Raw genomic sequence first — 23,000 nt, forward strand, 5'->3', positions numbered from 1 at the left:
AAACCTTAAGATGATTGACGCAGTGCTATCAGTACCGGGTACTACCTTTACAGATAAATCGCAATTAGACCTTGATGTGATGGGAACTACTAATTATTTCAACACTTTTATTGAAGTGGCCGAGGACTGTCCGGTAGATAAAGCTGAAGTTCCACCCGAACGCAGCCGTAAGACCAAAGTACGCATGCAGTATGAGCTCATTTCGGAGAACCCTTACGAATATACGTCCGATGATTTGATCTTCCATATTTATGCCAAAAGGCACAACATTTCCGACTCCCAAAGGGAAGTAGAGCGGGAAGCCTACTTTTCCAAAGGACGGGCCTGCCTCCGGTCTTCTTCTATCGGAAAACGATACGGCTGGGGTATCCACTATGATGAGGATGGCAAAATGGCACTGTATGGTGTGGAGTCTGAAAAGTATGATGAGCTTGCAAAAGATAAAAACCTGGATCACCTGAAAGCAATGCGATCAAGCAGATCATAGGGCTGGCCCACTGCTAGGCATGAGGGCTTATTCTGGGTGCAATAATCGGCGTAGCAACCGCGTCTTGCTATGCCAACGCGGGGCTTCATCAGGGAACTTCCTAAAAGAGGAATCCTATTATAGTCTGATCAAACGCTCAAATCATTTCGGGGTAGGTCGGACATCTTGTCCGAATTCTTACGACTTGCAAAAATAAAACTGGCCGGACAGGATGTCCGGCCTACATGGCAGTTCAAACGCCTTTAATTAATTCCACACCCATTGACATAGGGTTGTCATAAGCCTGCTTATATTAGGATTGAATCACATTTTTAATCCTAAAATAGAGACTACTATGGAACTGATCCCTATCTTCAAAAAAGAACTAAGGCAGGAAGCAGAGACGACCCGGAAGTTTTTTCCGCTTGTGCCCGACGACAAATTTGACTGGAAACCGCATGAAAAAAGCATGTCCCTCAAAGAGTTAGCCGTCCACGTTGCAGAAATACCGGGCTGGATCGAATCGGCCCTTAGTAAAGATGTACTGGATTTCGCCGATGGATATGAACCAACACCGGTAGAAAACACGGACGATCTGCTCGAACTGCTGGAGACATCTATCCAGAAATCTAACACAGCGCTTGATGAAGCCAATGAAGACGACTTACTGCCCGACTGGACCATGAAAAACGGAGACCAGGTGCTTATGGTGATGCCCAAACACGAGGTAATTCGTCATTCCCTGAGTCAATTAACGCATCATCGCGCGCAACTGGGCGTGTATCTGCGCCTGTTGGATATCCCCATTCCCGGCAGCTACGGTCCCAGTGCCGATGAACAAAGCTTTTAATCAGTTTTGCAAAGCTCCTATTAAAATTAGGTCCCGCCAGTTCTATATTCTGGTGGGACTTTCAATAATAAATGCTCATGGCTTATAAAAAACCTACTGATTACTTCGATGAAGCGTTAGCTCAGCTTTTAGCTGAAAAATTAAAACCTCTTTACCCAGATTTCGATGACAGCGCCTTCGTTAATAGCATCAAGGCAGGCTGTATAGATAAACGTTTAAAAGAACGCGTGGCTTTAATTGCTGAACAGCTGCACCGTTTTTTACCGGATGATTACCAGGCATCGACCGAAATACTCACTAACATTTTAGGACCTGAAAATAAAAAGGGAACGGGCATGTTTTCTGAATTTTATTGGGTTATGCCTATAGCATCCTATGTTGAACAATACGGCCTGGATCACTTTCAAACTTCTATGGACCTAATAGAAGAGGTAACCAAACGCAATACAGGAGAATATGCCATTCGACCATTTATCCGAAAGTACCCGGAACAAACACTCTTGCAGATGAACAAATGGGCACAAGCCAACAATTTTCACCTTCGGCGGCTTGCCTCCGAAGGGCTTCGCCCCAAACTGCCGTGGGCTACCAAATTAGACCTGTTTATTGATCAGCCCAAGCCTGTTTTTGATATCTTAACACTGTTACAGGCCGATCCTGTCCGCTACGTGCAAAAATCGGTAGCCAATCATATCACCGACTACTTGAAAGTAAACCGATCAGCGGCACAACAGCTTATTTCCGACTGGGAGTCCTCAGAAAACCAACACACTAAATGGATCCTGAAGTATGCCCAACGAAAGCTATAAGAAAAGATTAACTTGTTTCGTTAATCTTCTTTCTTCTTTTTATGCCGATGGTAATACCGCTTTGCCTTTACATTACTGCCACAATTCTCCATGCTGCACCATTTACGACTTTTGTTTTTACTCTGATCGTAAAACAGCCAGCCACAGGCCCCACACTCTTTTACGCGATCCAGATCATCCGAAACAAGCAGATCATAGGCCGATTTGAGGATGGGGTATGAAAGATATCTAAAATTATCCTTCTCCAACCATTTATGCTGTACATTCAAATCCTCACCTTTTATTTGCAGAGCCAGACCACTCGTCGCTTCACTTAACAACTTATTGAACTTGCCTTGAGTCTCATCATTCGGGACCCGGTTCTGCGCAATTGCAAGAAATAGATTGTATAAAACTTCTCTTGCCTCTAATACCTGCCGCAACGCGGCGCTCGACTTTTCAGGATCATCATCTGCCAGAGAAGTAAGCTTCTCCCGCTCAGGAGAAGACAGGATTTCTAATTTAACAGACCACTCCAATAGATCATTGTAGCTGGACAGGTATTCAAAAGGTTCTTCCACCGTACGATCGTGCACGGTATTAACAAAATTTAAACACAACTTTCCTCCATCAAGAGGAAGACTTTCAATTGTTCGCTCTTCCATATCCTTATTTCTTTAACATTGCCATTTCTAAAGTAATGTTTTTTACCAGTAAAATAAATTTTGGAGGTAATATCATAGCTTTCTATATTTTTACTACTAAAACTTATTATACCAGTAAAACTATCGCTATGAAATGTTCACACTTAGATTTGATCAGCAAGAGGTTAACACTGATTTATAATGGGGATGCTTGGTATGGGCCTTCTATTGAGGAAACCCTAACTTCGTTTAATGGTGACTATATTTTTGATTCGCCCAAAGAGGGAAGGCATTCTATTGGAGAACTTGTCGCTCACATGCTAGCTTGGAGAGAATTCGCTGAACGACGGCTGCAAAACGATCAGTCGTACCTTCCCAAACAAGAAGAAACGTTTAACTGGCAGCGCTTTGCCGACAACAGAAAAAAAGCCTGGGGGGCTATGTTGGACCAACTGGATATGAGTCAGCAAATGCTCTTACGGCTGTTAGGCGACTATGATGACTCTATTCTTAAGGAAAAAGTAGCAGGAAAACCCTACTCCTTTTCTTACCTGTTGAATGGCATCATACAGCACGACATCTATCATCTTGGTCAAATCGTGTACCTCCAGAAAATGCTTACACAAGGTGTAGATGACTGTCCCGATATAACTCTTATGGGATATGATCATGACATCTTTCCCTTTGAACACCTGGCCCTGCAAAAATAATTGATCTTATGATGAATCAATCTAACGCCAAAATAGCTCGTACCTGGCACGGTGCGGTACCAGAAGAGCATGCCGATGCTTACTACAATTATTTGTTACAAACAGGACTGGCAGATTATAAATCAATCGAAGGAAATTGCGGGGTTTATGTATTACGACGTTCTGAAAAACAGAAAGGGGAGGTTCATTTTCTCCTGATTACTTTGTGGGATTCATATCAGTCGATCAAAGAATTTGCCGACGAACCAATTAACAAAGCCCGCTACTATCCTAAAGATAAGGAGTACCTGCTAACTCTTAACCCTTTCGTCAAACACTATGAATTTTTGCAGATAGCAAAGTAAAAACCAAGGTAGTATCTCAATAAGCGACATCCCTGGAAAAGCAATACAGATATGCCGCAAGAATCGGATTTTCTTCCACCTCTCGCATTGCTACCTTGCTATCAAAATAAAGAAACCATAAGCCATGATTGATTATCAACGCGTAGCCAAAGCTATTACTTACATCAACGAGTACTCCGCCGAGCAGCCAAATCTGGATGATGTTGCAGAGGCCGTGCATCTCAGCCCCTACCACTTCCACCGGATGTTTAAGGAGTGGGCCGGTGTCACGCCGAAGGAGTTTTTGCAGTTTATCAGTTTGAATCATGCCAAAAAGCTGTTGAATAAGAACCAAACCATCGAAGAAGCGACCTTTCACACCGGGCTTTCCAGCAGCAGCCGGTTACATGACCTGTTTGTCAACATCGAAGGCATGACCCCCGGAGAATTTAAGAACGAAGGTGAAAACCTTAGCATCCGTTACCATTTTACTCAAACCCCTTTTGGAGATATGCTGGCAGCCTCCACGGGCAAAGGTCTCTCTAACCTCATGTTTGTAGCAAATAGGGATACAGGACTACAAACGCTCCAAAATACCTGGACAAATGCGGACCTTGCCGAGGGTGAAGACATCCACATAAAAAATATAGAAAGAGTTTTTGCCGATGACTGGGAGAACCTGGACGAAGTAAAACTACATATCCAGGGCACCGACTTTCAGCTCAAAGTGTGGGAAGCCCTGCTGAAAATCCCGTCCGGTCAACTGGCAGCCTATTCGGATGTTGCCGAAGCTATTGGTAAGCCCAGGGCTTCAAGGGCCGTGGGTACCGCACTGGCTCGTAATCCTGTAGCTTACCTGATTCCCTGTCATCGGGTAATCAAGAAGGTGGGCGGCATTGGTGAATATCGCTGGGGCAGTACCCGAAAAACAGCCATTATCGGATGGGAGGCAGCCCAAACATCTGATGATTAGACAGATTGAGCTAGGCCAAACAGCCGCTATTCAGAAACGAAACATCCGGTCTCTTATCAAAGGTGGAAAAATCACCCTGGCCGGGAACCGCAATCTTAAAATCTATGGGCGATTGGATTGCAGTTCTGGAAAACGGATGAATCCTGAGAACCGGGTGTTTTTCAAATCCGAAGAGGAGGCTAAAGAGCAAGGCTATCGTCCCTGCGGGCACTGCATGCGGGAACAGTATCACGAATGGAAGAAACGTAAGCAGGGTTAGTTACCTAATCTTTTACTGCTTAAACACTATTATCATTATGTACTAACGCGTTGAGGGATTAAACCATAGCCTTTTAGGCCAACCACCCCTGCCCCCTCCTTGCATAAGGAGGGGAAAAGTTGTCACCTGGAGTTTCTCCCCTTAGCAAGGGGAGATCAAAGCCTGTCCCGACCACTGTCGGGGAGGGGTTGTTTGATCATAAAGACCCTATTTCAATCCCTAAACAGGTTATGTACTATTAAAAAACTGATTTGATTCAACAAAATAGATCAATCCTCCTACGGAGGGCTACTACGTAGCATTCCACAGGACCTGTCCTCCTTCTCTATACTTTTCAAAAAACAATATACCTCCCTTATCCGATGACTGACTTTGTCATCGGATGAATAGCACCAGGCTACTAATAATGATGCATTTTCTGCTCTAACTTAGTCCTCATCCAAAAACTTTGCCTTCAATTCCGGCGTAGGAACCATGCAGCTTTCTCGCTTGCCAAACCACCGGTAGCGGTTCTTGGCAATCCCATCATACATCCAGTCGCGAATGAAGGCTGGCAGTATAACCAATCCATATAAAAGCGGGTAGCCGCCGGAAAGATGCCGTGCAATGCGAAGTGCCGCTGATGACTTCGTGTAGTAGCTGTCGCCTTCGATCAGAATAATGCTATCCACCTCTTCGGTATCAACTTTATAGCTGTCGGTAAGTTTTTTGCCAACCTCCGACTGAAGGGCCGCGTACCTGAAACGGTCCTTCTTATCGCGCTTGATGATGAAGGTGACCGCACCGTTACAAAGATTGCAGACACCGTCGAACAGGATGATTTTTTGGCCTTGGTCCAATTCCATAGCTCCAAAGGTACATAATTATCAAATGGGAATACTAATACCCACTCAATAAGTATTCCGCAAGAATCGGGTGTTAGAATTTGCCCAAAGCAGCGAGATTACGAGCTCTACGAAATGCTGAATTTAAGAAATAAACAAAATGGAAACACAAGGTAAAGCAGTACTCATTACCGGTGGAACAAGCGGCATAGGATTAGCTACTGCCCGGTTATATATCGAGAAAGGAGCGAAAGTTATCATCACGGGACGATACCGGGAAACGATTGATGAAACGGTGGAACAATTGGGACCCGGGGCTCACGGGCTGGTTTCGGATGCGGGCAAAATGGGCGATATTCGCAACCTGAAACAACAGGTTAAGGAGATTACTCCTCATGTCGATGTTCTTTTTGCGAACGCCGGCTATGGACAATTTGCACCTGTTGAAGCCGTCACCGAAGAGCATGTTAATGAACTTTTTGATGTGCTTGTTAAAGGAACCTTCTTTACCGTGCAACAGATTTTACCCATCATGAAGGAGGGAAGCTCCATTATCCTCAATACCTCGGTGGTTACCGAGTCCGGATTACCCAACATGGCCATTTACTCGGCAGCTAAATCAGCCGTTCAATCGTTTATTAAAACCATGGCCGCCGAATGCACCGCCCGTAATATCAGGGTCAATGGCGTTAGTCCGGGGTATATTGAAACCAATATTTGGGATAAAACAGGTCTTTCGCCTGAACAAATTGACGAGGCGATAGAAACGACCATCCCGACGATTCCCTTCAAGCGTTTTGGTGACCCTGAGGAGGTTGCCGAAGCCGTTTATTTCCTGTCTTCTGAGGCGGCTTCCTACATCCACGGGACAGAAATTATGGTAGATGGAGGTTTTTCAAATATTGTTGCGGGCTAACGACATTGCGGACTACTTCGCCGAAGTAGCACGGCCTACGCAGCCAAGTTGCTTCGGCGTAGTGGGCCTTTAGCGCAGGAGGGAGGCCTGTCCGCGTTAATGCGCTGGTTAGAGCAACCTTTATTCAGGCTTAATCTCAGATTCGTCTTCATCTTGCCTGGCGTGACGAATAGTTAAAATATGAATGTGATCCTTATTGATTTCATAGATGATCAAATAATTAGACTGAACCACAAGCTGTCGTACCATTTCATCATTTAGGGCTGGAACCATCTGGCCAGAGCGAGGATGCTTTTTCAAATGCTGGACACGCTTTTCAAACTCTTCAACCAGCGCCAATGCAGCATCTACATTATCTTTCGAAATGTAGTCGACAATTTCATCAATTTTTCGTTGAGAAGTAGGAGACCAGACGATTCGCATTTATACATTCCCCAATCGTTCTTTTAATGAATTCATCACTTCTTCATGCTCGGTACCTTTGCCATCTTCAATTTCTTGACGTGCCTGGTTGATTTCCTGAAGCAATTCGATAGTATTGATCATTTGCTCATAATCACCCACATCAAGCAATACGGCCGAGCTTTTCCCATGCTGAGTAATCACAAGGGGACGGTGTTCCGTTTTAATTTTTTCAATCATTGAGGCCGCATTGGCCCGAAATTCGGACAACGGCTGAATATCTTTATCAAGTTGGACACGTTTCATAAGGCTATAAATTGTGTTAATAAGTGACTTTTAAATAGTACAAATAAAAGTACAAACTAACAACGAGCGAAATGCGAAAAGGTGGCTCTAACGACATTGCGGACTACTACGCTGAAGTAGCACGGCTACGTAGGCTGTATATAAGCTGCACGCGAATGAATGTTGATTTGTTAAATAATGAACGATGAGTTAAAAAGCCAAAAGTAGACATTGGCCTGCTCACCGAAGCTTTGTTTTTAAAGCGTAGGAGAGCGAGGTGCGTCCCCTTAATGTTATTTAGGTTTTGGTAATACCATCGGCGGGAGGGCTGATTCAAGCGTTAGGCTCGGAGCCTGATGCGCGGGCTAGCCTGTCTCCCGCCGTGCTGGTATTGTTAAATATGAAAGACGTTGTCGGGCATCTCAAGTCGGTAGGGTAGTCTAATAAATGCGCGGGTTAGGTAAACTTTAACCTAAAAGGCCAAAATTAAGATCGACTATCAATTTTGATAGTTCAATATTTTCTTTTTCAGCAAATTCAAGTAAAGTAATGGGAATGCCCCAACCGTTTATTTTAAGAATTTCTACCTCAGGCTTATCATCAATATTTGTGTAAGGCATTGATGTTAAATCATACCGATTTAATATTCTAATATGCTTTAGCAACTCCTCAGAACTTGTTTTTGTGACCTCCTCCAATTCTTCTGGATTTACGACATAATCAAAAAAATCTTCTTCATATCTTTCAATCATAATAGTGTAAACTCTTCTAGAATTCTCAGGTACATCACTCAAAACTTCGAAGAAATCTCGAATATCTCTTTCGGTGACTTCTAACTGCTCTTCTTTTAAATTCCAATTTAAACTATCACTGATTGTTGATAGGTCACTAGGAGGTTTCTTATCAATTTTTTTGGTTTTGTCTGTTATACTATCGAAGATCTTATCTTCAACATTGGTGTACCTTTCTTCATGTGTAGCTTTGATTTTTTTAAGTCTTTCTACGGGATATTCTTTAACATCATTAGTTACCTGATGGTGTGTATAACACATTAACATCAAGTTATCGAAATGTCGTCGATCTTCATTTGATTGATCAGGGTTAAATCTTTCTCCACCTGGTAAGGCAGCTTCAATATGACAGAGTTGACCAATGAAAACACCATTGTCGTCCATCATTACTTCTTTACAATCTGGATGAGCGCACTGATTACCAGACTTAAGAAAAAGTTCTCGTAAAGTGTCTTTTTTAGGTTCTAGCCTTTTGGGTTTTTCAGCCATATTGAATGGTTGATTTTAGTTTACCTAACGACCTTGCGCATAAGGGGCGTGCAAAACGCCGCTGAATTTGTTTTAAAATGTACTACGGAACTGACAAAATAGAAACCGGCAGCCAACGGCGAGGCACGTCCCACTTAATGCGCGGGTTAGCAAGCTGATTATTTTTTTGAAAGTTCAATTTTAGATATTTGCTCTAAAGAAATGTCATCCCTTTTTAATAACAAAAATTCTGAATTTAAAACAGTTTGGTTATTAATTTTCTGTCCATTTTTTAGAGTTACATCAACAATTTGATAACCCATACCTGTTTCTGGTAATTTAGATAAATATTCAATCTGCTCCTTATCTAACTTGATTTTATTAGGCTTATCATTGGCCATAGGGTTTTTGGTTGTAATATGTGTTTTTGCTAGTTCCTTTTTCAAAATATGCTTCTATTCCACCTCCAGCGTGACCGAAAGCTGGTTGTACGATACCTCTTTGTAGTTCATCTTTCCTTTCAGGTTGAATATAAAATGCCCATTCAATGTCTTCATCATTTGGAAGGGCATATCTATCAATTGGGTCATCATCATAAGTTAAACAGGTTAGATAATCGTTATGAGTAGTTGTGTATGAACCCGGTAAAAGCTTTTTATTTTTTTCGTCAATTCTTCTATCATTTTCATAAGCCGAGATTCGAACAAATATTTCTTTACCATCGGCATTTTCCTTAGGATTATCAGTCGCTCCATTACCTCCTTTATGCCTGCCTTTGTCATCCTTTTCTTCCATTATAACGCGTCGTGAAATACCGAGCTCAGATATGTTAACTACAGAAGCGGTTTCAAATGAAATATAAGAAGCCTTATTTAATGTTTTTTATATCCCTCTTCAATTATTTTCTTTCTTCTTTGAAAAAAACTTTCGTCAAAACTTACGGCTAATAATGTATTATAGACTAGGAACCTTTCTTTTCTTTTTCCCTCTTCGATTACTGCATCAATGATTTGATAACCAATTCCAGTTTCAGGCATCTTTAGAAGATTATAACTTGATGAAAAATGTAGTCGATTGATCATAATGATTTATTGGATAATTAGTATTTGCAAGCTTGCTAACCTATACTTATGTCAAACAGCCAACGACATAATGATATTATCGTGCAAGGCCATAGTTTGCTCAAAATCCCGCTGAAACACAAAAAACGCATTACTTTGGGATATTATCATGCCTCGCGCCCCTCTTTTTATGACATAACAGGTTGACATAATATTCTTTTATGGGGACCCTCCAGGCTTGTCAGCCAACCGCCTGTTATGGAATTCCGTTGAAAGGTAATAGGTGATCGTCGCCTCCAGGAGACCACCACTGCTTGCATGGTTGGTGGAAATAAAAGAACTTGGCAATACCGGTTAATGACAAGTTCAGCTATGCTCTTACGAATACTTTTATTCGCTTTTGTGACTGCTTTATGCCAAGCAGCAGAGACTCCCAAATAAAGAAATCCATCTAACCTTAGAAGACTGTATAGTTGTAGCACAGAGAACCTCAGAGAAGGCACAGAGGTACGCAAAGTTCCATTTATTCTTCCTGGCCCTCCGTGTTTGCTCGGTGTAGCTCTGTGATATAACCAACTTGATGCTGACACCATTGACAGGACAATAAATAAATTAGCTTTATAGAAACAGCTTATCAACTTAACGTTCGCCACAGATAGATGTTCAAGTACGATTCCCAGCCGGCAAAGGGTTCAAAAAAGGAATCAATTTCTTCTTTCGTCGGTTTTCGGTCCAACTCCAGTAAGGTAGAAACCGCACTCTGCAGGCCCGTATCGCCATAAGTAATGCAATCGGATTGCTGCAACGATTTCATCAGTACGTAGTTGGCGGTCCACGGACCCACACCCCTGATTTTCGTCAGCCGCTTGAGTCTCTGATCACTGCCTGCAAGCGCCTCTATATCGTGCTTCGACAGCTTGTCCCCAGCAAACTGCCGGGCAATGCCGATGATATACTCGGCTTTTCGACGGGAGAACTGCTTCTCCCGGAGCTCATCTACTGTTAATGTCGCTAAAACCTCCGGATCCGGAAAAAAGAAGTGTTGCTCCGATTTATAAGTGGTGGAAGTCCCGTACGTCTCCACCAGTCGCCGTTTCAACCGGTAAGCAAAGGTCAAATTAATCTGTTGGCCGATGACACACCAACAGAGAGCTTCAAACAGATCGGGGATCCCCATGAGCCGAAGGCCATGATACTTGCTGCTCATCTTCGAAAGCTGCTGATGTTGGTTCAGCAAACGGTAGAACGGCTGTAGATCTCTCTCCAGATCGAACCAGTGGGTTATATATTGTTTTATCGTTGCCGGAGATAATGTTCCCGTGAGCAGCCTGGCTTTTAAAGCATCTGCTGTTTCTGAAATTTCGATCAGCCCTTTTTCTCCATTGATGCGCAGAGGTTTTAACACCTGTTGCCCGGCAAGAGTATAGAGACAGTCATCATAACCCCGATCCAGGAAGTGCAGACATTCGGAAAACGAAAAAATGTTGGGCTTGGGAAGTAAAATATGCTTGCTCGTTGAATTCATAGCTCTAATGATAACAGAAATAGCAAATAAATGGACACCCAAATCTTGCTATATTGCTTTAACTTGAGGAAAACCAGGACCGCAAACAATGGCATCGATTTGTCCCTCCTTGAGGAGGTCGCCGACGCTTCAAAGCTTTAGCGACGTAGCGGTGGCCAAATTTCTGTGAATAAACAGAATTTAGGCGGGAGGTGTTTTACCGGTTCCAATGCTTTGAACACCCCTCCCGCCTGAAGGCGTATCCCCTCAAGGGGAGATTTATCGTCTTCATATCAAACGTTTGTAAGCTTACTTCAGTTATAGAACCCAATAACTTCAAGGAAACAGTTATCATTCATGGATTTATCCAACAAAACTGCTATTGTAACCGGGGCCAGTCGAGGCATCGGTCGTTCTATTACCCAAGCTTTACTTGATGAAGGCGTTACTGTGGCCGGATGGAGCCGCTCGAAGCCCGAAAATCTTGGTCATAATCATTTTCACTATATCGAAGCGGATCTCACTCAACAGCAATCCGTTGAAAAAGCATTTGAAAAAACCACCAACGCTGTAGGTGATGACATCTCCATCCTGATTAACAATGCCGGCGTGGGTTATAAAGGCGATTTGCATGCAATGCCTCCGGAAAAATGGCGCTACCTCTTCGACCTGAATGTCCACGGCATTTTCTATGTAAGCCGACTGGTGATTCCACAGATGAAAGACCGGCAGGAGGGACACATCATTAACATTTCCTCCGGTGCGGGCACCAACGGTATTGCGGGTATGAGCTGCTATTCGGCCACCAAACATGCCGTAGTGGGACTCACCCGGTCGTTGCACCAGGAGCTTCGTGATGACGGTATTAAAGTAACCTGCCTGTCGCCCGGCTCGGTAGATACCGGCTTTTCGGATTCCCAGAAAAATAAGCTGCAACCCGATGAGCTGGCGCAGTCAGCCGTTCACATTTTAGAATGTTCCCAAAACTTTCACTATACGGATGTACAGGTTCGCCCTTTACAGCCATAGAAGACATAAAATCAGGGATCTGCTGTGGTTAACTTAGTCTGAATGCCCGGCTTGCCTTTTGGAAGCCACCTTCATCTACTTCAACGGGTGGTCTGATGGTGGTAAGTGTGCTGCACTCACTGTTATCGTCACTTTCGATAAGTAACCAGCCCAGTCCTTCTTCTGTAGGATCAGACAGAATGCCTTCAACTTTTATCGTTTCAATGCCATGAGGACAACTTAACGCCAAGGGGCTTCCTTCTACCGTTCGAATCCCTGCCACATTATCCCCGGCAAGGGCTTCAAATGAAATGGTCTGCCCCCCAGGTGCATCATCACAACATTCTACAAAAACCTCATATTCAAAAGTCCCGTCCTCATTTGCTTGTACGGGATCCGGTTCATCATCCGCCCGAAAGCCAGGTTTCCCAAGCAATACGAGGACTGAATCATGTGAATTGGGATAATCATTCCCATCGATACGGCGGACAAATTCATATTCAACTTCCCCACCTGCACAGGCCTCCGACAGCTGTCCTGTAATCACGACTTCCCGCTCTTCACCTGCCCCCAGGTTAAACTGGTTGTCATCAATTTGAACTTGCTGTACATCGGCTGAAGTATTTAAAATACCAAATCGTAGCCGCACTTCATCGTCCCAATGATGTTTTACAAGCAGTTCAATACGAAATGAATGATCGCAAAATCTTGTTACCGTTTCACGAAGAATACTAATATCCATAACTCCCCCTCTATTTAATTTGAGGATACCAACCTTCTCTATTTTTCCTGCTGATATCCCTTGTGCTACTATCGCTATTGAGTCCCAAAAAACGTAATTCATCCTTTTTAGACTCCTCTGCCTGCATCAACCGGTACAGATAAGCAGTATTTTGAGCATCTTTTATTGGTGAAGGCTTTCCAAAACTCCTATATCTTGTCATTCTGAACTCGTTTCAGAATCTCAATGACCTTTGGCTGCCTTTTAAAGGAGATCCTGAACTAAATTCAGGATGACAAGCTCGGTTTTGCAAAACCTTCTTGGTAATACCGACCAGTGCAAACCCCTATAAAAAAGAGTAATCAGAATATGATTAAAAAAACAACCTCCCGGCTTCTACGGAAGAGGAGATACTCCATCCTAAATTACAAACAAACGCCTTTGCCAGTTATTCCTTTGTGTCATTCCGAACACATGTAAGGGATCTCAAATGCGTTAGAGGCCGTACTTGCTACCTAAGGATTGCTTGTATCAACGCTTATTTTTTGAGAAGACTGAAAAAATAATTGCGTAACCGATAAGTTACGCATATATTAGTAACTGAACAGTTACATAAATTTTATTTTTCATATGCAGCGAGATGTATTCCAGGCCATAGCAGATCCTACGCGCCGGGCTATCATAGATTTACTGGCCGAACAGCAGCTTCCGGTTAAGCAGGTAGCCAGCAATTTTGATATGTCGCGACCCGCAGTATCCAAGCATTTAAAAATTCTGGACGAATGTGGGCTCGTCGTAATTCGCAAAAAAGGCCGCAAACGGCTGTACCGATCAGATCCACGCAAGCTGCAAGAAGTAGCAGAGTGGGCAAGCAGGTATAAGAAGTTTTGGACTCAAAAACTGGATGCGTTAGAAATGCTACTCAATGAAGAAAGCCAATCAAAAGAGGAGAAGTTATGACATCGTACTCACAGCCAATAGCTAAAGCGCAAATGTTGATCCGTAAACCGGCTCATGACGTATTTGAAGCTTTGGTGGATCCGGATATCACCTCCAAATTTTGGTTTACCAAGGGAAGCGGTCGCCTGGAGGAGGGGAAAAGCGTCACCTGGGAGTGGGGGCAGTTTGATGTTCAGGCCGCCATTTGGGTTACAACCATTGTGCACGACCAACAGATCTCTTTTGAATGGCCAGCCGGCGTTGAAACCGATAACCATCGAACGGTGGATATCATGCTTGAAGCTAAATCCAAAGACACTACGTTTGTAAAGGTCAATGAAAAGGGGTTTGATATGGATGACGAAGCGGCCATCCAGCACATTGTGGGACAAACAGAAGGCTGGGCGCTGGTCCTTTCCGCTCTTAAAGCTTATCTGGAACACGGCACAAACTTAAACCTGATTAGCGACCACCATCCTGATGCCATAAAATAAATATATATCATTATGACCCATCAGACCCAGAAGGAAAAACCAAGGGTAAAGGTAGAAAAAGAATTTAATGTACCCGCTCAACAAGTCTTTGATGCCTGGCTGGAACCCGACATGCTCAGTAAATGGATGTTTGGTCCGGATGTACGCGAAGAAGAAGTTGTAAGTTTACACACAGATGCCATAGAAGGCGGCACTTTCTCATTTGTCGTCCGCCGAGATGGTGAAGAACTCGATCATCGTGGAACGTATCGAGAAGTAGAACGCCCGCACCGGCTGGTTTTTACCTGGGGCGTGGACCAGGAAGCCGGCGATGAAAGCGTGGTCACCATCAACATTAAGTCTACCGCTACCGGCTGTCATCTTACACTGGTTCACGTGATGGATCCAAAATGGGCCGACTATGCAGAGCGTACGCGAGAGGGCTGGACTTATATGCTGGGTAAGTTGGACACAATTTTAAAATAGTATTCAGGACCTGCCAGGTTTTTAAAACCTGGCAGGTCTTGATGATATATTGCAGACCCAAACTAAAAATCATCCGCTTATCATGCCGCACGTACTTAACAAAATGACCGGTGTTAAATTTGAAGATATCCAAAAACAATTGAATACCGATGCTGCTTCTCATGCTGAACACGGCATGTACCTGGAACATCTTTGGAGAAATGCAGATGAACCTGATGAGATCTTTTTTCTCTTCCGGGTTGAGGATCTGGACTACTGCAAGAACTTAATGCAGAAAATCTATCGGGAAGCTCGTGAGAAAGATCCCGACATAAGGCTGCCTGACAAAATATTTCTTGAGGAAGAATAAAGGCGGTCCGTTATAAATAATCAATCAAAACACATACCACTATTTTCATGAAAATACAGCTCACCAGCGTACACGTCGATGACCCCATCAAAGCCTTTGAATTCTATACCCAAGTTCTGGGCTTTAAGGAACATATGTACATGCCCGATGCGTATGTAGCTATCGTTGTTTCGCCAGAAGAGCCTGAGGGAACAGCTTTGCTCCTGGAACCCAGCGACAATCCAATAGCCCAAAAATACAAAGAGGGGTTATACAGAGAAGGTATCCCGGCCATCGTATTTAGCGTGCCAGATATCAAAAAGGAATATGAACGGCTGAAAGAACAGGGAGTTAAATTTAAAAAGGAGCCCACACAGACCGACTGGGGCTGGGAAGCCGTGTTTGACGATACTTGCGGCAACTATATTCAGCTGGCACAGGCTTAAAACATGTAAACTATGGCAAATATTGAAATCACTAACTATTTAAATGTCTCTCCGCAAGTGGTATATCAGGCTCTTACAAGCACGAAAGGGCTCTCTGAAACGTGGACGCAGCAATGTAATGTTGCAGAGGAAAAAGGAGGCATCAATGTGTTTGAATTTGGCGATGAGAGTCCAACTAAATTCCGGATTGAGGAGCTCATAACCAATAAAAAAATACGCTGGCTCTGCATCGAATCTGATCCTGAATGGGTTGGAACGACCGTAACTTTTGAGCTGGAAGAGAAAAACGGCCAGACGTCTGTAACTCTTAAACAAAAGAATTGGAAAGAAATGACAGAATTCTACCGATGGTGTAACTATAACTGGGGATTTTTTCTATATAGCTTAAAACAGTATTGTGAAGAAGGAAAAGGCATCCCCTTTCAGGAACGTAACTTTTAATACAGAAGGAAAAAACATGGATAATTACGGCATATTTACGGAACCGGGGACCATTCAGTTTGAACGATTGCTGCCGGGACCCATCGACCGCGTGTGGGAGTACCTTACGGATGCAGATAAACGAGGTCAATGGCTGGCTGCAGGAGAAATGGAATTACGTAAAGGAGGGAAAGTAGAACTCATTTTCAACCATGACAATATCACCCCGTACGATGAAAAGCCTCCCGAAAAATATGCGGAGCATGCCGGGGAAAGCAGGCTTGAGGGCAAAATTGTACAGATCGATCCTCCCCGGTTACTGAGTTATACGTGGGAGGAACCCTCTGCGGCAGATTCTATAGTTACTTTTGAGCTGGAACCAGAAGGAGAGCAGGTACGCCTAACCCTGACCCATCGCAGACTGGGCGACGACCATGATATCCTGATTAGTGTAGCGGGTGGATGGCATACGCATCTCGGCATTTTGATAGATAAGCTCAATGGTCAAGATCCTAAACCTTTCTGGAAGGTCCACATGCAAATGGAAGAAGAGTATTTGAAGAGGATTTCTGAATAGCCATATCTATTCAATCACCGCTTCCCTTATAAGTTTAAAGGGATATAGAACGGTCCAGATCATTATCGCGGAAATTAATTCCCGCGCTGCTGATAAAGAGTAATCAGCAAACATATAATGGATGCCCCTGAGGCAGAGACATCGGGAAATTCTTTGATCAAAATAAGCTTTAGCTTCTTTAAACGTTTATTCAATCTTCCTCAACTACGTTAAAACTTTGTAGAGTAGGCTAGCTAAATCCCTCTTACCGCCGAATTTCTCGGGACACGCAAAAGGGAATTTATAGGCAACCAATTTAATAAGGGAGTTCTTCCTTGGAGAAGGAAGTCAGAAGGATTGAATAATCGGTAGAGATACTAACATTTTTTCAATTCCCCTAAATCCCCTTTCTCCAAAGGGGACTTTTGATCTAAAGTCCCATAAATTAAGGCGTTCCACCTTGCCTGTCCCCAAACCACTCAGCGGGAAAAGGAGGTCAGGCCCCGTGGAATGCCATCATGGCCCCGCCTTGCGGGATTCCACAAGGACAGGAGGATTGACCTTCTTCTGAATTATTTAGCTCAATATGCTTCTTCTCTAAACGAGTACATACCCTATTTACTTAACTTTATAAACAGTAAAATTAAAAGATTACTTACCCACCATTAACCATTAAAAATGTGCCTTTACGCCAACTCATCCGAAACCAGCTTGTACTTGGGATCTTCCCAATAATTCACATCGATAATAGCTTCAGCATTATCGAGCATAGCCCGACAGTCCGAGCTCAGATGCTTTAAATGGACTTTTTTTCCTACTTTGGCGTACCGCTCGGTAACCTTATTCAAGGCTTCAATAGCCGAGTGATCTACTACGCGTGACTCTTCAAAGTCGATAATAACCTCATCCGGATCGTCAAGCACTTTAAACTTTTCCTGAAAGAGTCCTACTGATCCAAAGAAAAGGGGACCGTAGATTTCATAGTGTTTGATGCCATCATCATCAATACGCTTGCGGGCACGAATACGCAAGGCATTCTCCCAAGCAAACTTCAGGGCTGAAATCACTACACCAATCAGTACGGCAACAGCCAGATTATGGAATATGACCGTTACCAGGGCTACGGTAATCATAACGAGGAAATCGGTCAACGGAACATTACGGAACATTCGGAGACTGGCCCATTCAAAGGTTCCTATAGCGACCATAAACATCAGTCCAACAAGGGCCGCCATGGGTACCTGTTCAATCAGTGAGGCTCCGACCAGTACAAAGAGCAGTAACGCTACAGCAGCAACAATACCTGATATTCGATTACGACCACCGGAGCTCACGTTAATAATACTTTGACCAATCATCGCACAACCGCCCATACCTCCAAACAGCCCACAGACAAAGTTTGCAAGCCCCTGGGCAACACATTCTTTATTTCCACGTCCACGAGTTTCGGTCATTTCATCAACTACGGTCAGCGTCAGTAAGCTCTCGATGAGCCCTACCAGTGCCATAATGAGCGAATAGGGGAAGACAATCATCAGGGTTTCCAGGTTAAATGGAATTTCCGGGATATGAAAGGACGGCAGGCCACCGGAAATAGAGGCAATATCTCCTACCGTTTTTGTAGGAATTTCAAAGCCGATGATGATAGCAGATACTCCAATAATAGCCGCAAGCGAGGCCGGCACAGCTTTTGTAAGCTTGGGCAAATAGTGGATAATGGCCATTGTCAGCAGTACAAAGCCGAGCATAATCCAGAGGGGAGTTCCTGTCAACCACTGCATGGTTCCATTAGCCGCCTCAAACTTGAACTGTTCAAACTGGGCCATAAAAATGACGATAGCCAACCCGTTGACAAATCCGTACATCACTGCATGAGGAACCAGGCGAATAAACTTACCTAATCGCAGTGCCCCGATTATGACTTGAATGACTCCCATGAGTACCACAGCTGCAAACAGGTATTCCACGCCATGGCGGGCCACCAAGCTGATAATGACTACAGCAATAGCTCCCGTCGCGCCGGATATCATCCCCGGCCGCCCACCCAGTACAGCCGTAATTAATCCAATAAAAAAAGCGGAATATAAACCGACGAGTGGGCTCACTCCCGCAATGAGGGAAAAGGCTACCGCTTCCGGCACCAGTGCCAGCGACACCGTCAATCCGGATAACACTTCGTTTTTAAGGTTAAATTCGTAATTCTTTAGTTGATCGAGAAAAACCATTTTGCTGTTAAAAAATTAAATGAACATTATTCTGCTTTCCCTGCTTTTGATCCTCAACTTCTAAGCAGATCCTGCGCACGATTTTTATGTAAATATGTGAAGGAGAAAGTCCTAAAAAGATGGGGCGATTTTAGGCGAGCAAAAATAAGGATATTTATAGACAGATCCTATGTTTAACCGAAATAAAAATACTTCTCATTATTCTCTGGATAAGACGCAAATTAGCCGATAAAAAATTGCGCAATATTATTAAAAATAATCCCACAAAACTATTCTGAAAGAAATAGCGTTAGGGAGATTCCATACCTAAGATCAGAATTTTATCTAATGAAAAATATACAGCGATTTCTCCGGGAACCGGTCAACAGCATCACGCACGGGGCAGGAGCACTTGGAGCATTTATTGGTCTCGGCTTCCTCCTTTATGAAGCCTTAACCAGGGTATCCATCAGTCATCTTATTGCCTTTTCCATTTTTGGCCTTAGCATGATCCTCCTATATACGGCAAGTGCACTGTATCATGCGCTGCACGTAAAAGAAAAGACGCTTCGGCTACTTCGCAAGCTGGACCACAGCATGATATACGTGCTCATTGCCGGCACCTACACCCCGGTCTGCCTGTTGGCCTTTGAAGGCACCTGGAAATGGGGCCTCTTTATCACCGTTTGGACGCTGGCTACCATTGGTATTATCAAGAAGTTTCTCTGGATGGATGCCCCTCGATGGCTTTCAACGGGATTCTACCTGGGCATGGGCTGGATGGCCGTTTTTATATTTCCAATGCTCCTTGACAAATTACCGCTGGCTTTTCTTATCTGGATAGCGATTGGCGGCATCGCCTACTCGGTGGGAGCCATTATTTATGGTGTTGAAAAGCCGAATCCTATTCCCAACTGGTTTGGTCATCACGAGATTTGGCACCTCTTTGTACTGGCGGGTACTTTCTCTCATTTCTGGGCAATATATTCGTATTTGTAAGTTATAGTGCAAAAAGGATTTACCAAACCCTCTTCTAATTTATTAGCTGACGTTATAATTTATAGTATGCATGATTTTTTAAAGTCTCTCGGTATTCTTACAGATCTGGAAATTGAGGAACTAAGTACTTATTCACATCCCCGCACACTTGAAAAGAATGAGTTTTTAATCCGGGAAGATAGCATTTGCCAAGAAGTAGCCTTTATCAAAAAAGGGATAATGCGCTCTTTTTATACCGATGAAAATGGAGAGGAAATCACCTATTGTATCACCTTCAGCAAGAACTTTATGACCGCCTACTCCTCTCTCATTACTGGTAATCCTACTCCAGAAAACATTCAGGCGATCACCCAAACGGAATTACGTATTATTAGGAATGGTGATATCCAAAAGCTAACTGACAAGAGCGCCAATTGGCTAAAATTGCAAAAGTTCTTTGCAGAACAAGAATATTTGGAGCTTGAAAAAAGGATCTTCGCCTTCCAGAAGGAAAATGCACGGCAGCGATATATTGATTTAATGCAAGAACATCCCAAATATATTCAACAAATACCTCTTCAGTACTTAGCTTCTTATCTTGGAATTTCTCAGCGCCATTTAAGCCGTATTAGAAAAGACCTCGCTTTTTAGACATTTGTCCTATAAAAAAGCGGCCCTTCTTTCTACTTTTCTGGCCAATTTTAACGCTCATGGAAAAGAAAAGCATGAAAGAGATTGTCATCATTAACGGACATCCGAATACAAACAGTTTCAATACGGCCCTTGCAGAACGGTACAAAGAAGGGGCGGAGCAGTCGGGATCAACAGTCCAACAAATTATAGTTGCAGACTTAGCTTTTGATCCCAACTTACAATATGGATACAACCGGCGAATAGAATTAGAGCCTGATCTGCGAGAGGCTTGGAAAAAAATTAAAGCTGCCGATCACCTGGTATGGGTTCATCCGGTATGGTGGGGCGGATTTCCTGCCATTTTAAAGGGCTTTATCGACCGGCTTTTTCTTCCCGGAAGAGCCTTTCGTTATCGGGATGATTCAGTGTGGTGGGATCGCTTGCTGACCGGTATATCAGCCCGTATTATTACAACCATTGATCAACCCGCCTGGTATTATCGGTTAATTTATGGAAGTCCAAGTGTTAAGTCTCTTAAAAGAAGTGTTTTAAAATTTTGTGGAGTCAGTCCGGTATCAGTAAACTATATTGGAAGTATCAGGGATTCTAATGAAAAAGACCGTAAGAAATGGTTGAAAAAGGTGTACCATCTGGGAGTAAATCTAAAGTAGACCATTAACCTATAATTTTTCTTTAAAATAATAACCATGAATGATGCGACGTGTTTTAGCGATTTTATCTCTTCGATCGTTGAGCTACCCGACCGACAAAAAGAAGGGTTCCAAGCACTGATTTCGACGAAACAAATAACCCAGGGCGAAAATTTTATTCGCACCGGACAGTACCCTAAAACCATTGGCTTCGTTAAAAAAGGATTATTCCGATATTTTTATACCAGCAAGGAGGGTAAAATTTATACCAAGGGATTTTTTGATCAACATTCCGTACTGAGTGCTTACGATGCTATCCTGGAAGAAACAACAGCCTATTACACTATCGAGGCTCTGGAAGATGCTGTTGTTGAAATCGTGGATTACGATAAGTTTCAGCAACTTTTCGATGAAGATCCGTGCTGGAATACATTTTTAGTTGCGCTGCTCCAAAAGGGATACCTGGCAAAAGTAACCAGAGAGCGTGAGTTTTTACTGCTGGATGCCGAACAGCGATACCAAAAGTTTTTAGCACGCTATCCCAATCTTGAATCCAGGGTTAAACAGCAGATCATTGCTTCGTATCTGGGTATTGCTCCCGAATCCCTGAGCCGCATCCGAAAAAATATGGATAGTTAAATGTGGTTTGAATTTAAATGATGTACCAAGTTATTTGCTTTAGAAAAATTTTTAGTTGATACCCCTCTGTAAAAGTCCATTCAGATTACATAGTAATTCCGTCAATCCTCCTGTCCTCCTTCGCCAAGGAGGAACTCCAAAATTCCATATTAAGTCATGTTCTGTACAGACTCCGAATAAGTCCCTCTTAGAAAAGAGGGATTTAGGGAGATTGACCATACTGTCATAATTTAGCTGATCTTTTTTAAATCCAATTGGCTTACTTTTGAAAATTAATAAGCCGGGTTAACATAGATCAATGCGATCTTATGTTAGGGCAACTATTTTGGTCCATAACCTAAAATAAGAGATAAAAAATTATGGCCCCTACAAACAATACGATCCTCATTACAGGTGGTAGTTCCGGCATTGGATTAGAACTGGCTAAACAATTCATCCAGAAACAGAATAACGTTCTTATCTGTGGTAGATCTCTTGATAAGCTGGAGGCTGCCCAGCGACAGCTACCGGATCTCGATTATTTACAGTGTGATATATCTGATAAAGAGGGGTGCAAAAAATTAGTGCAGTGGGTAGAGCAGCAGCATCCTTCTTGTAATATACTCATCAATAATGCTGCCATTGTACACATGGAGCATTTTGCTGAGGATAACCTCATTGTAGAAAAGGCAGAGGCCGAAATACAAACGAATTTAATGGGCCCCATCAGGCTTACGAAACTCTTTCTGCCCATACTTAGAAGTAATGACAAGCCCAACATCATCAATATTACTACGGGACTGGTTTATGTACCCCGCGTTAAATATCCATTCTATAATGCCACCAAAGCGGCCTTGCATTCCTTCACACAGGTCTTGCGAGCCCAACTTACAAATTCTCCCATAAGTGTAACAGAGGTTCTTTTCCCCGCAGTGGATACGCCCTGGCACGAGGGCAGTCCTCCTGATATAGCGATCTCTGCGGAGCAGGCGGTTAATAAAATGCTCAAAGGCCTTGGCAGTGACAAAAAGGAAATCCGGGTAGGAAAAGTGGGACTGCTCTATACTCTTTCTCGCATTGCGCCCAACTTTGCTTTTAAAAAACTGAATAACCTTTCTTAGAGAGGGTAAATAACGCGTTCTTCGGTTAAAGTTGATTGGACCAAAGAGGTACATATATATGGCTAAGGCCTTTGGTTAAGCTCTTCTTGACCCACTCCTATCCTCTCCCTACTGGTAGGGAGAGGGACCTTTGTATCTACTGTATTGCCAACGTG

At 43.3% G+C, this 23,000-nt stretch carries 33 protein-coding genes; 21 read left to right on the forward strand and 12 right to left on the reverse strand.

All coding sequences use genetic code 11. From position 1 onward, the window contains the following. Window positions 1-10: 10 nt before the first annotated feature. From J6I44_RS02175 to J6I44_RS02185, 3 genes are all read left to right on the forward strand, one after another. Window positions 11-487, forward strand: a complete 477-nt coding sequence (locus J6I44_RS02175) for a DUF6157 family protein (protein ID WP_265764304.1) — start codon at window positions 11-13, stop codon at window positions 485-487. A 334-nt stretch (window positions 488-821) separates the two neighbouring features. Then, window positions 822-1,316: a DinB family protein gene (locus J6I44_RS02180; protein WP_265764305.1), complete on the forward strand. Its 495-nt coding sequence runs from the start codon at window positions 822-824 to the stop codon at window positions 1,314-1,316. 77 nt (window positions 1,317-1,393) lie between these two features. After that, window positions 1,394-2,125, forward strand: a complete 732-nt coding sequence (locus J6I44_RS02185; RefSeq protein WP_265764306.1) for a DNA alkylation repair protein — start codon at window positions 1,394-1,396, stop codon at window positions 2,123-2,125. A 20-nt stretch (window positions 2,126-2,145) separates the two neighbouring features. On the opposite strand, the gene J6I44_RS02190 is transcribed toward J6I44_RS02185, so the two are convergent. Then, window positions 2,146-2,769, reverse strand: a complete 624-nt coding sequence (locus J6I44_RS02190) for a CGNR zinc finger domain-containing protein (RefSeq protein ID WP_265764307.1) — start codon at window positions 2,767-2,769, stop codon at window positions 2,146-2,148. A 128-nt stretch (window positions 2,770-2,897) separates the two neighbouring features. On the opposite strand from J6I44_RS02190, the gene J6I44_RS02195 reads away from it, so the two are divergent. From J6I44_RS02195 to J6I44_RS02210, 4 genes are all read left to right on the forward strand, one after another. Next, on the forward strand, window positions 2,898-3,458 hold the full coding sequence (locus J6I44_RS02195) for a DinB family protein (protein WP_265764309.1): 561 nt from the start codon (window positions 2,898-2,900) through the stop codon (window positions 3,456-3,458). 8 nt (window positions 3,459-3,466) lie between these two features. Beyond that, the gene (locus J6I44_RS02200) at window positions 3,467-3,802 is read left to right on the forward strand and encodes a hypothetical protein (protein WP_265764310.1); all 336 of its coding nucleotides are present in this window, start codon (window positions 3,467-3,469) and stop codon (window positions 3,800-3,802) included. A gap of 124 nt (window positions 3,803-3,926) precedes the next feature. Beyond that, a complete protein-coding gene (locus tag J6I44_RS02205; protein ID WP_265764311.1) occupies window positions 3,927-4,754 on the forward strand; it encodes a bifunctional transcriptional activator/DNA repair enzyme AdaA in 828 nt (275 codons plus the stop codon). Continuing rightward, the gene (locus J6I44_RS02210; protein ID WP_265764312.1) at window positions 4,747-5,013 is read left to right on the forward strand and encodes an Ada metal-binding domain-containing protein; all 267 of its coding nucleotides are present in this window, start codon (window positions 4,747-4,749) and stop codon (window positions 5,011-5,013) included. Before J6I44_RS02205 ends, J6I44_RS02210 begins: the two co-directional genes overlap by 8 nt. Window positions 5,014-5,441: 428 nt before the next feature. On the opposite strand, the gene J6I44_RS02215 is transcribed toward J6I44_RS02210, so the two are convergent. Continuing rightward, complete coding sequence (locus J6I44_RS02215; RefSeq protein ID WP_265764313.1) at window positions 5,442-5,858, reverse strand: thiol-disulfide oxidoreductase DCC family protein; 417 nt, start codon at window positions 5,856-5,858, stop codon at window positions 5,442-5,444. A gap of 139 nt (window positions 5,859-5,997) precedes the next feature. Between J6I44_RS02215 and J6I44_RS02220 the strand changes: the two genes are divergently transcribed. Then, complete coding sequence (locus tag J6I44_RS02220; protein WP_265764314.1) at window positions 5,998-6,753, forward strand: SDR family oxidoreductase; 756 nt, start codon at window positions 5,998-6,000, stop codon at window positions 6,751-6,753. Between the two features lie 120 nt (window positions 6,754-6,873). Here J6I44_RS02220 and J6I44_RS02225 read toward each other — a convergent pair whose 3' ends face one another. From J6I44_RS02225 to J6I44_RS02255, 7 genes are all read right to left on the reverse strand, one after another. Then, window positions 6,874-7,176: a type II toxin-antitoxin system RelE/ParE family toxin gene (locus tag J6I44_RS02225; RefSeq protein WP_265764315.1), complete on the reverse strand. Its 303-nt coding sequence runs from the start codon at window positions 7,174-7,176 to the stop codon at window positions 6,874-6,876. After that, on the reverse strand, window positions 7,177-7,461 hold the full coding sequence (locus tag J6I44_RS02230; protein WP_265764316.1) for a type II toxin-antitoxin system Phd/YefM family antitoxin: 285 nt from the start codon (window positions 7,459-7,461) through the stop codon (window positions 7,177-7,179). It lies immediately after the preceding gene. A 446-nt stretch (window positions 7,462-7,907) separates the two neighbouring features. Then, the gene (locus J6I44_RS02235; RefSeq protein ID WP_265764317.1) at window positions 7,908-8,720 is read right to left on the reverse strand and encodes a hypothetical protein; all 813 of its coding nucleotides are present in this window, start codon (window positions 8,718-8,720) and stop codon (window positions 7,908-7,910) included. A gap of 158 nt (window positions 8,721-8,878) precedes the next feature. Next, window positions 8,879-9,100 (reverse strand): hypothetical protein, encoded by a 222-nt coding sequence (locus J6I44_RS02240; RefSeq protein ID WP_265764318.1) that lies wholly within the window; start codon window positions 9,098-9,100, stop codon window positions 8,879-8,881. Beyond that, a complete protein-coding gene (locus tag J6I44_RS02245; protein WP_265764319.1) occupies window positions 9,090-9,494 on the reverse strand; it encodes a hypothetical protein in 405 nt (134 codons plus the stop codon). Before J6I44_RS02245 ends, J6I44_RS02240 begins: the two co-directional genes overlap by 11 nt. 77 nt (window positions 9,495-9,571) lie before the next feature. Then, window positions 9,572-9,736, reverse strand: a complete 165-nt coding sequence (locus J6I44_RS02250; RefSeq protein WP_265764320.1) for a hypothetical protein — start codon at window positions 9,734-9,736, stop codon at window positions 9,572-9,574. Between the two features lie 658 nt (window positions 9,737-10,394). Further along, window positions 10,395-11,285, reverse strand: coding sequence for a DNA-3-methyladenine glycosylase family protein (locus J6I44_RS02255; RefSeq protein ID WP_265764321.1), 891 nt, complete (start codon window positions 11,283-11,285; stop codon window positions 10,395-10,397). Window positions 11,286-11,621: 336 nt separating this feature from the next. Here J6I44_RS02255 and J6I44_RS02260 point away from each other — a divergent pair, with 336 nt between their 5' ends. Continuing rightward, window positions 11,622-12,293, forward strand: a complete 672-nt coding sequence (locus tag J6I44_RS02260) for an SDR family oxidoreductase (protein ID WP_265764322.1) — start codon at window positions 11,622-11,624, stop codon at window positions 12,291-12,293. A gap of 28 nt (window positions 12,294-12,321) precedes the next feature. Here the strand turns inward: J6I44_RS02260 and J6I44_RS02265 are convergent, their stop codons facing one another. Together J6I44_RS02265 and J6I44_RS02270 are read right to left on the reverse strand one after the other, a co-directional pair. Next, window positions 12,322-13,014 carry a hypothetical protein gene (locus J6I44_RS02265; protein WP_265764323.1) on the reverse strand — a complete coding sequence of 231 codons (693 nt, stop codon included), beginning with the start codon at window positions 13,012-13,014 and terminating at the stop codon, window positions 12,322-12,324. A 10-nt stretch (window positions 13,015-13,024) separates the two neighbouring features. Continuing rightward, entirely contained in the window at window positions 13,025-13,216 is a 192-nt protein-coding gene (locus J6I44_RS02270; protein WP_265764324.1) for a hypothetical protein, read from the reverse strand. A 407-nt stretch (window positions 13,217-13,623) separates the two neighbouring features. Between J6I44_RS02270 and J6I44_RS02275 the strand changes: the two genes are divergently transcribed. The 7 genes from J6I44_RS02275 (at window position 13,624) to J6I44_RS02305 (ending at window position 16,662) form a co-directional block, all read left to right on the forward strand. Continuing rightward, the gene (locus J6I44_RS02275) at window positions 13,624-13,953 is read left to right on the forward strand and encodes an ArsR/SmtB family transcription factor (RefSeq protein ID WP_265764325.1); all 330 of its coding nucleotides are present in this window, start codon (window positions 13,624-13,626) and stop codon (window positions 13,951-13,953) included. Continuing rightward, window positions 13,950-14,426, forward strand: coding sequence for an SRPBCC family protein (locus tag J6I44_RS02280; RefSeq protein WP_265764326.1), 477 nt, complete (start codon window positions 13,950-13,952; stop codon window positions 14,424-14,426). The genes J6I44_RS02275 and J6I44_RS02280 overlap by 4 nt, the downstream gene beginning before the upstream one ends. A 12-nt stretch (window positions 14,427-14,438) precedes the next feature. After that, a complete protein-coding gene (locus J6I44_RS02285) occupies window positions 14,439-14,891 on the forward strand; it encodes an SRPBCC family protein (protein WP_265764327.1) in 453 nt (150 codons plus the stop codon). An 82-nt stretch (window positions 14,892-14,973) separates the two neighbouring features. Continuing rightward, a complete protein-coding gene (locus J6I44_RS02290) occupies window positions 14,974-15,240 on the forward strand; it encodes a hypothetical protein (RefSeq protein ID WP_265764328.1) in 267 nt (88 codons plus the stop codon). 47 nt (window positions 15,241-15,287) lie between these two features. Further along, window positions 15,288-15,665: a VOC family protein gene (locus J6I44_RS02295; RefSeq protein WP_265764329.1), complete on the forward strand. Its 378-nt coding sequence runs from the start codon at window positions 15,288-15,290 to the stop codon at window positions 15,663-15,665. A 12-nt stretch (window positions 15,666-15,677) separates the two neighbouring features. Beyond that, window positions 15,678-16,106 carry an SRPBCC family protein gene (locus J6I44_RS02300; RefSeq protein WP_265764330.1) on the forward strand — a complete coding sequence of 143 codons (429 nt, stop codon included), beginning with the start codon at window positions 15,678-15,680 and terminating at the stop codon, window positions 16,104-16,106. A gap of 16 nt (window positions 16,107-16,122) precedes the next feature. Further along, on the forward strand, window positions 16,123-16,662 hold the full coding sequence (locus J6I44_RS02305; RefSeq protein ID WP_265764331.1) for an SRPBCC family protein: 540 nt from the start codon (window positions 16,123-16,125) through the stop codon (window positions 16,660-16,662). Between the two features lie 665 nt (window positions 16,663-17,327). On the opposite strand, the gene J6I44_RS02310 is transcribed toward J6I44_RS02305, so the two are convergent. After that, window positions 17,328-18,866: a SulP family inorganic anion transporter gene (locus J6I44_RS02310; RefSeq protein WP_265764332.1), complete on the reverse strand. Its 1,539-nt coding sequence runs from the start codon at window positions 18,864-18,866 to the stop codon at window positions 17,328-17,330. A 327-nt stretch (window positions 18,867-19,193) separates the two neighbouring features. Here J6I44_RS02310 and trhA point away from each other — a divergent pair, with 327 nt between their 5' ends. The 5 genes from trhA (at window position 19,194) to J6I44_RS02335 (ending at window position 22,845) form a co-directional block, all read left to right on the forward strand. Beyond that, window positions 19,194-19,844, forward strand: a complete 651-nt coding sequence (gene trhA / locus J6I44_RS02315) for a PAQR family membrane homeostasis protein TrhA (RefSeq protein WP_265764333.1) — start codon at window positions 19,194-19,196, stop codon at window positions 19,842-19,844. 66 nt (window positions 19,845-19,910) lie between these two features. Then, window positions 19,911-20,474 carry a Crp/Fnr family transcriptional regulator gene (locus J6I44_RS02320; protein WP_265764334.1) on the forward strand — a complete coding sequence of 188 codons (564 nt, stop codon included), beginning with the start codon at window positions 19,911-19,913 and terminating at the stop codon, window positions 20,472-20,474. A 74-nt stretch (window positions 20,475-20,548) separates the two neighbouring features. Continuing rightward, the gene (locus J6I44_RS02325) at window positions 20,549-21,127 is read left to right on the forward strand and encodes an NAD(P)H-dependent oxidoreductase (RefSeq protein ID WP_350356667.1); all 579 of its coding nucleotides are present in this window, start codon (window positions 20,549-20,551) and stop codon (window positions 21,125-21,127) included. A gap of 36 nt (window positions 21,128-21,163) precedes the next feature. Continuing rightward, a complete protein-coding gene (locus J6I44_RS02330) occupies window positions 21,164-21,745 on the forward strand; it encodes a Crp/Fnr family transcriptional regulator (protein WP_265764336.1) in 582 nt (193 codons plus the stop codon). Between the two features lie 359 nt (window positions 21,746-22,104). Beyond that, the gene (locus J6I44_RS02335; protein ID WP_265764337.1) at window positions 22,105-22,845 is read left to right on the forward strand and encodes an SDR family oxidoreductase; all 741 of its coding nucleotides are present in this window, start codon (window positions 22,105-22,107) and stop codon (window positions 22,843-22,845) included. Window positions 22,846-23,000: the final 155 nt, after the last annotated feature.

Origin of the sequence: Fodinibius salsisoli (genome assembly GCF_026229185.1) — a bacterium.
In the GTDB taxonomy this organism is placed as follows: Bacteria; Bacteroidota; Rhodothermia; order Balneolales; family Balneolaceae; genus Fodinibius; species Fodinibius salsisoli.

Excerpts from the sequence above, each read along its gene's own strand:
- J6I44_RS02310 (WP_265764332.1), bottom strand. The coding sequence starts at position 18,866 with ATGGTTTTTCTCGATCAACTAAAGAATTACGAATTTAACCTTAAAAAC.
- J6I44_RS02305 (WP_265764331.1), top strand. The coding sequence starts at position 16,123 with ATGGATAATTACGGCATATTTACGGAACCGGGGACCATTCAGTTTGAA.
- J6I44_RS02200 (WP_265764310.1), top strand. The coding sequence starts at position 3,467 with ATGATGAATCAATCTAACGCCAAAATAGCTCGTACCTGGCACGGTGCG.
- J6I44_RS02290 (WP_265764328.1), top strand. The coding sequence starts at position 14,974 with ATGCCGCACGTACTTAACAAAATGACCGGTGTTAAATTTGAAGATATC.
- J6I44_RS02240 (WP_265764318.1), bottom strand. The coding sequence starts at position 9,100 with ATGGCCAATGATAAGCCTAATAAAATCAAGTTAGATAAGGAGCAGATT.
- J6I44_RS02285 (WP_265764327.1), top strand. The coding sequence starts at position 14,439 with ATGACCCATCAGACCCAGAAGGAAAAACCAAGGGTAAAGGTAGAAAAA.
- J6I44_RS02275 (WP_265764325.1), top strand. The coding sequence starts at position 13,624 with ATGCAGCGAGATGTATTCCAGGCCATAGCAGATCCTACGCGCCGGGCT.
- J6I44_RS02255 (WP_265764321.1), bottom strand. The coding sequence starts at position 11,285 with ATGAATTCAACGAGCAAGCATATTTTACTTCCCAAGCCCAACATTTTT.
- J6I44_RS02320 (WP_265764334.1), top strand. The coding sequence starts at position 19,911 with ATGCATGATTTTTTAAAGTCTCTCGGTATTCTTACAGATCTGGAAATT.
- J6I44_RS02300 (WP_265764330.1), top strand. The coding sequence starts at position 15,678 with ATGGCAAATATTGAAATCACTAACTATTTAAATGTCTCTCCGCAAGTG.
- J6I44_RS02295 (WP_265764329.1), top strand. The coding sequence starts at position 15,288 with ATGAAAATACAGCTCACCAGCGTACACGTCGATGACCCCATCAAAGCC.
- J6I44_RS02220 (WP_265764314.1), top strand. The coding sequence starts at position 5,998 with ATGGAAACACAAGGTAAAGCAGTACTCATTACCGGTGGAACAAGCGGC.
- J6I44_RS02235 (WP_265764317.1), bottom strand. The coding sequence starts at position 8,720 with ATGGCTGAAAAACCCAAAAGGCTAGAACCTAAAAAAGACACTTTACGA.
- J6I44_RS02195 (WP_265764309.1), top strand. The coding sequence starts at position 2,898 with ATGAAATGTTCACACTTAGATTTGATCAGCAAGAGGTTAACACTGATT.
- J6I44_RS02265 (WP_265764323.1), bottom strand. The coding sequence starts at position 13,014 with ATGGATATTAGTATTCTTCGTGAAACGGTAACAAGATTTTGCGATCAT.
- J6I44_RS02245 (WP_265764319.1), bottom strand. The coding sequence starts at position 9,494 with ATGGAAGAAAAGGATGACAAAGGCAGGCATAAAGGAGGTAATGGAGCG.
- J6I44_RS02205 (WP_265764311.1), top strand. The coding sequence starts at position 3,927 with ATGATTGATTATCAACGCGTAGCCAAAGCTATTACTTACATCAACGAG.
- J6I44_RS02215 (WP_265764313.1), bottom strand. The coding sequence starts at position 5,858 with ATGGAATTGGACCAAGGCCAAAAAATCATCCTGTTCGACGGTGTCTGC.
- J6I44_RS02325 (WP_350356667.1), top strand. The coding sequence starts at position 20,549 with ATGAAAGAGATTGTCATCATTAACGGACATCCGAATACAAACAGTTTC.
- J6I44_RS02190 (WP_265764307.1), bottom strand. The coding sequence starts at position 2,769 with ATGGAAGAGCGAACAATTGAAAGTCTTCCTCTTGATGGAGGAAAGTTG.
- J6I44_RS02180 (WP_265764305.1), top strand. The coding sequence starts at position 822 with ATGGAACTGATCCCTATCTTCAAAAAAGAACTAAGGCAGGAAGCAGAG.
- J6I44_RS02225 (WP_265764315.1), bottom strand. The coding sequence starts at position 7,176 with ATGCGAATCGTCTGGTCTCCTACTTCTCAACGAAAAATTGATGAAATT.
- J6I44_RS02250 (WP_265764320.1), bottom strand. The coding sequence starts at position 9,736 with ATGCCTGAAACTGGAATTGGTTATCAAATCATTGATGCAGTAATCGAA.
- trhA (WP_265764333.1), top strand. The coding sequence starts at position 19,194 with ATGAAAAATATACAGCGATTTCTCCGGGAACCGGTCAACAGCATCACG.
- J6I44_RS02335 (WP_265764337.1), top strand. The coding sequence starts at position 22,105 with ATGGCCCCTACAAACAATACGATCCTCATTACAGGTGGTAGTTCCGGC.
- J6I44_RS02175 (WP_265764304.1), top strand. The coding sequence starts at position 11 with ATGATTGACGCAGTGCTATCAGTACCGGGTACTACCTTTACAGATAAA.
- J6I44_RS02260 (WP_265764322.1), top strand. The coding sequence starts at position 11,622 with ATGGATTTATCCAACAAAACTGCTATTGTAACCGGGGCCAGTCGAGGC.
- J6I44_RS02210 (WP_265764312.1), top strand. The coding sequence starts at position 4,747 with ATGATTAGACAGATTGAGCTAGGCCAAACAGCCGCTATTCAGAAACGA.
- J6I44_RS02230 (WP_265764316.1), bottom strand. The coding sequence starts at position 7,461 with ATGAAACGTGTCCAACTTGATAAAGATATTCAGCCGTTGTCCGAATTT.
- J6I44_RS02330 (WP_265764336.1), top strand. The coding sequence starts at position 21,164 with ATGAATGATGCGACGTGTTTTAGCGATTTTATCTCTTCGATCGTTGAG.
- J6I44_RS02280 (WP_265764326.1), top strand. The coding sequence starts at position 13,950 with ATGACATCGTACTCACAGCCAATAGCTAAAGCGCAAATGTTGATCCGT.
- J6I44_RS02185 (WP_265764306.1), top strand. The coding sequence starts at position 1,394 with ATGGCTTATAAAAAACCTACTGATTACTTCGATGAAGCGTTAGCTCAG.
- J6I44_RS02270 (WP_265764324.1), bottom strand. The coding sequence starts at position 13,216 with ATGACAAGATATAGGAGTTTTGGAAAGCCTTCACCAATAAAAGATGCT.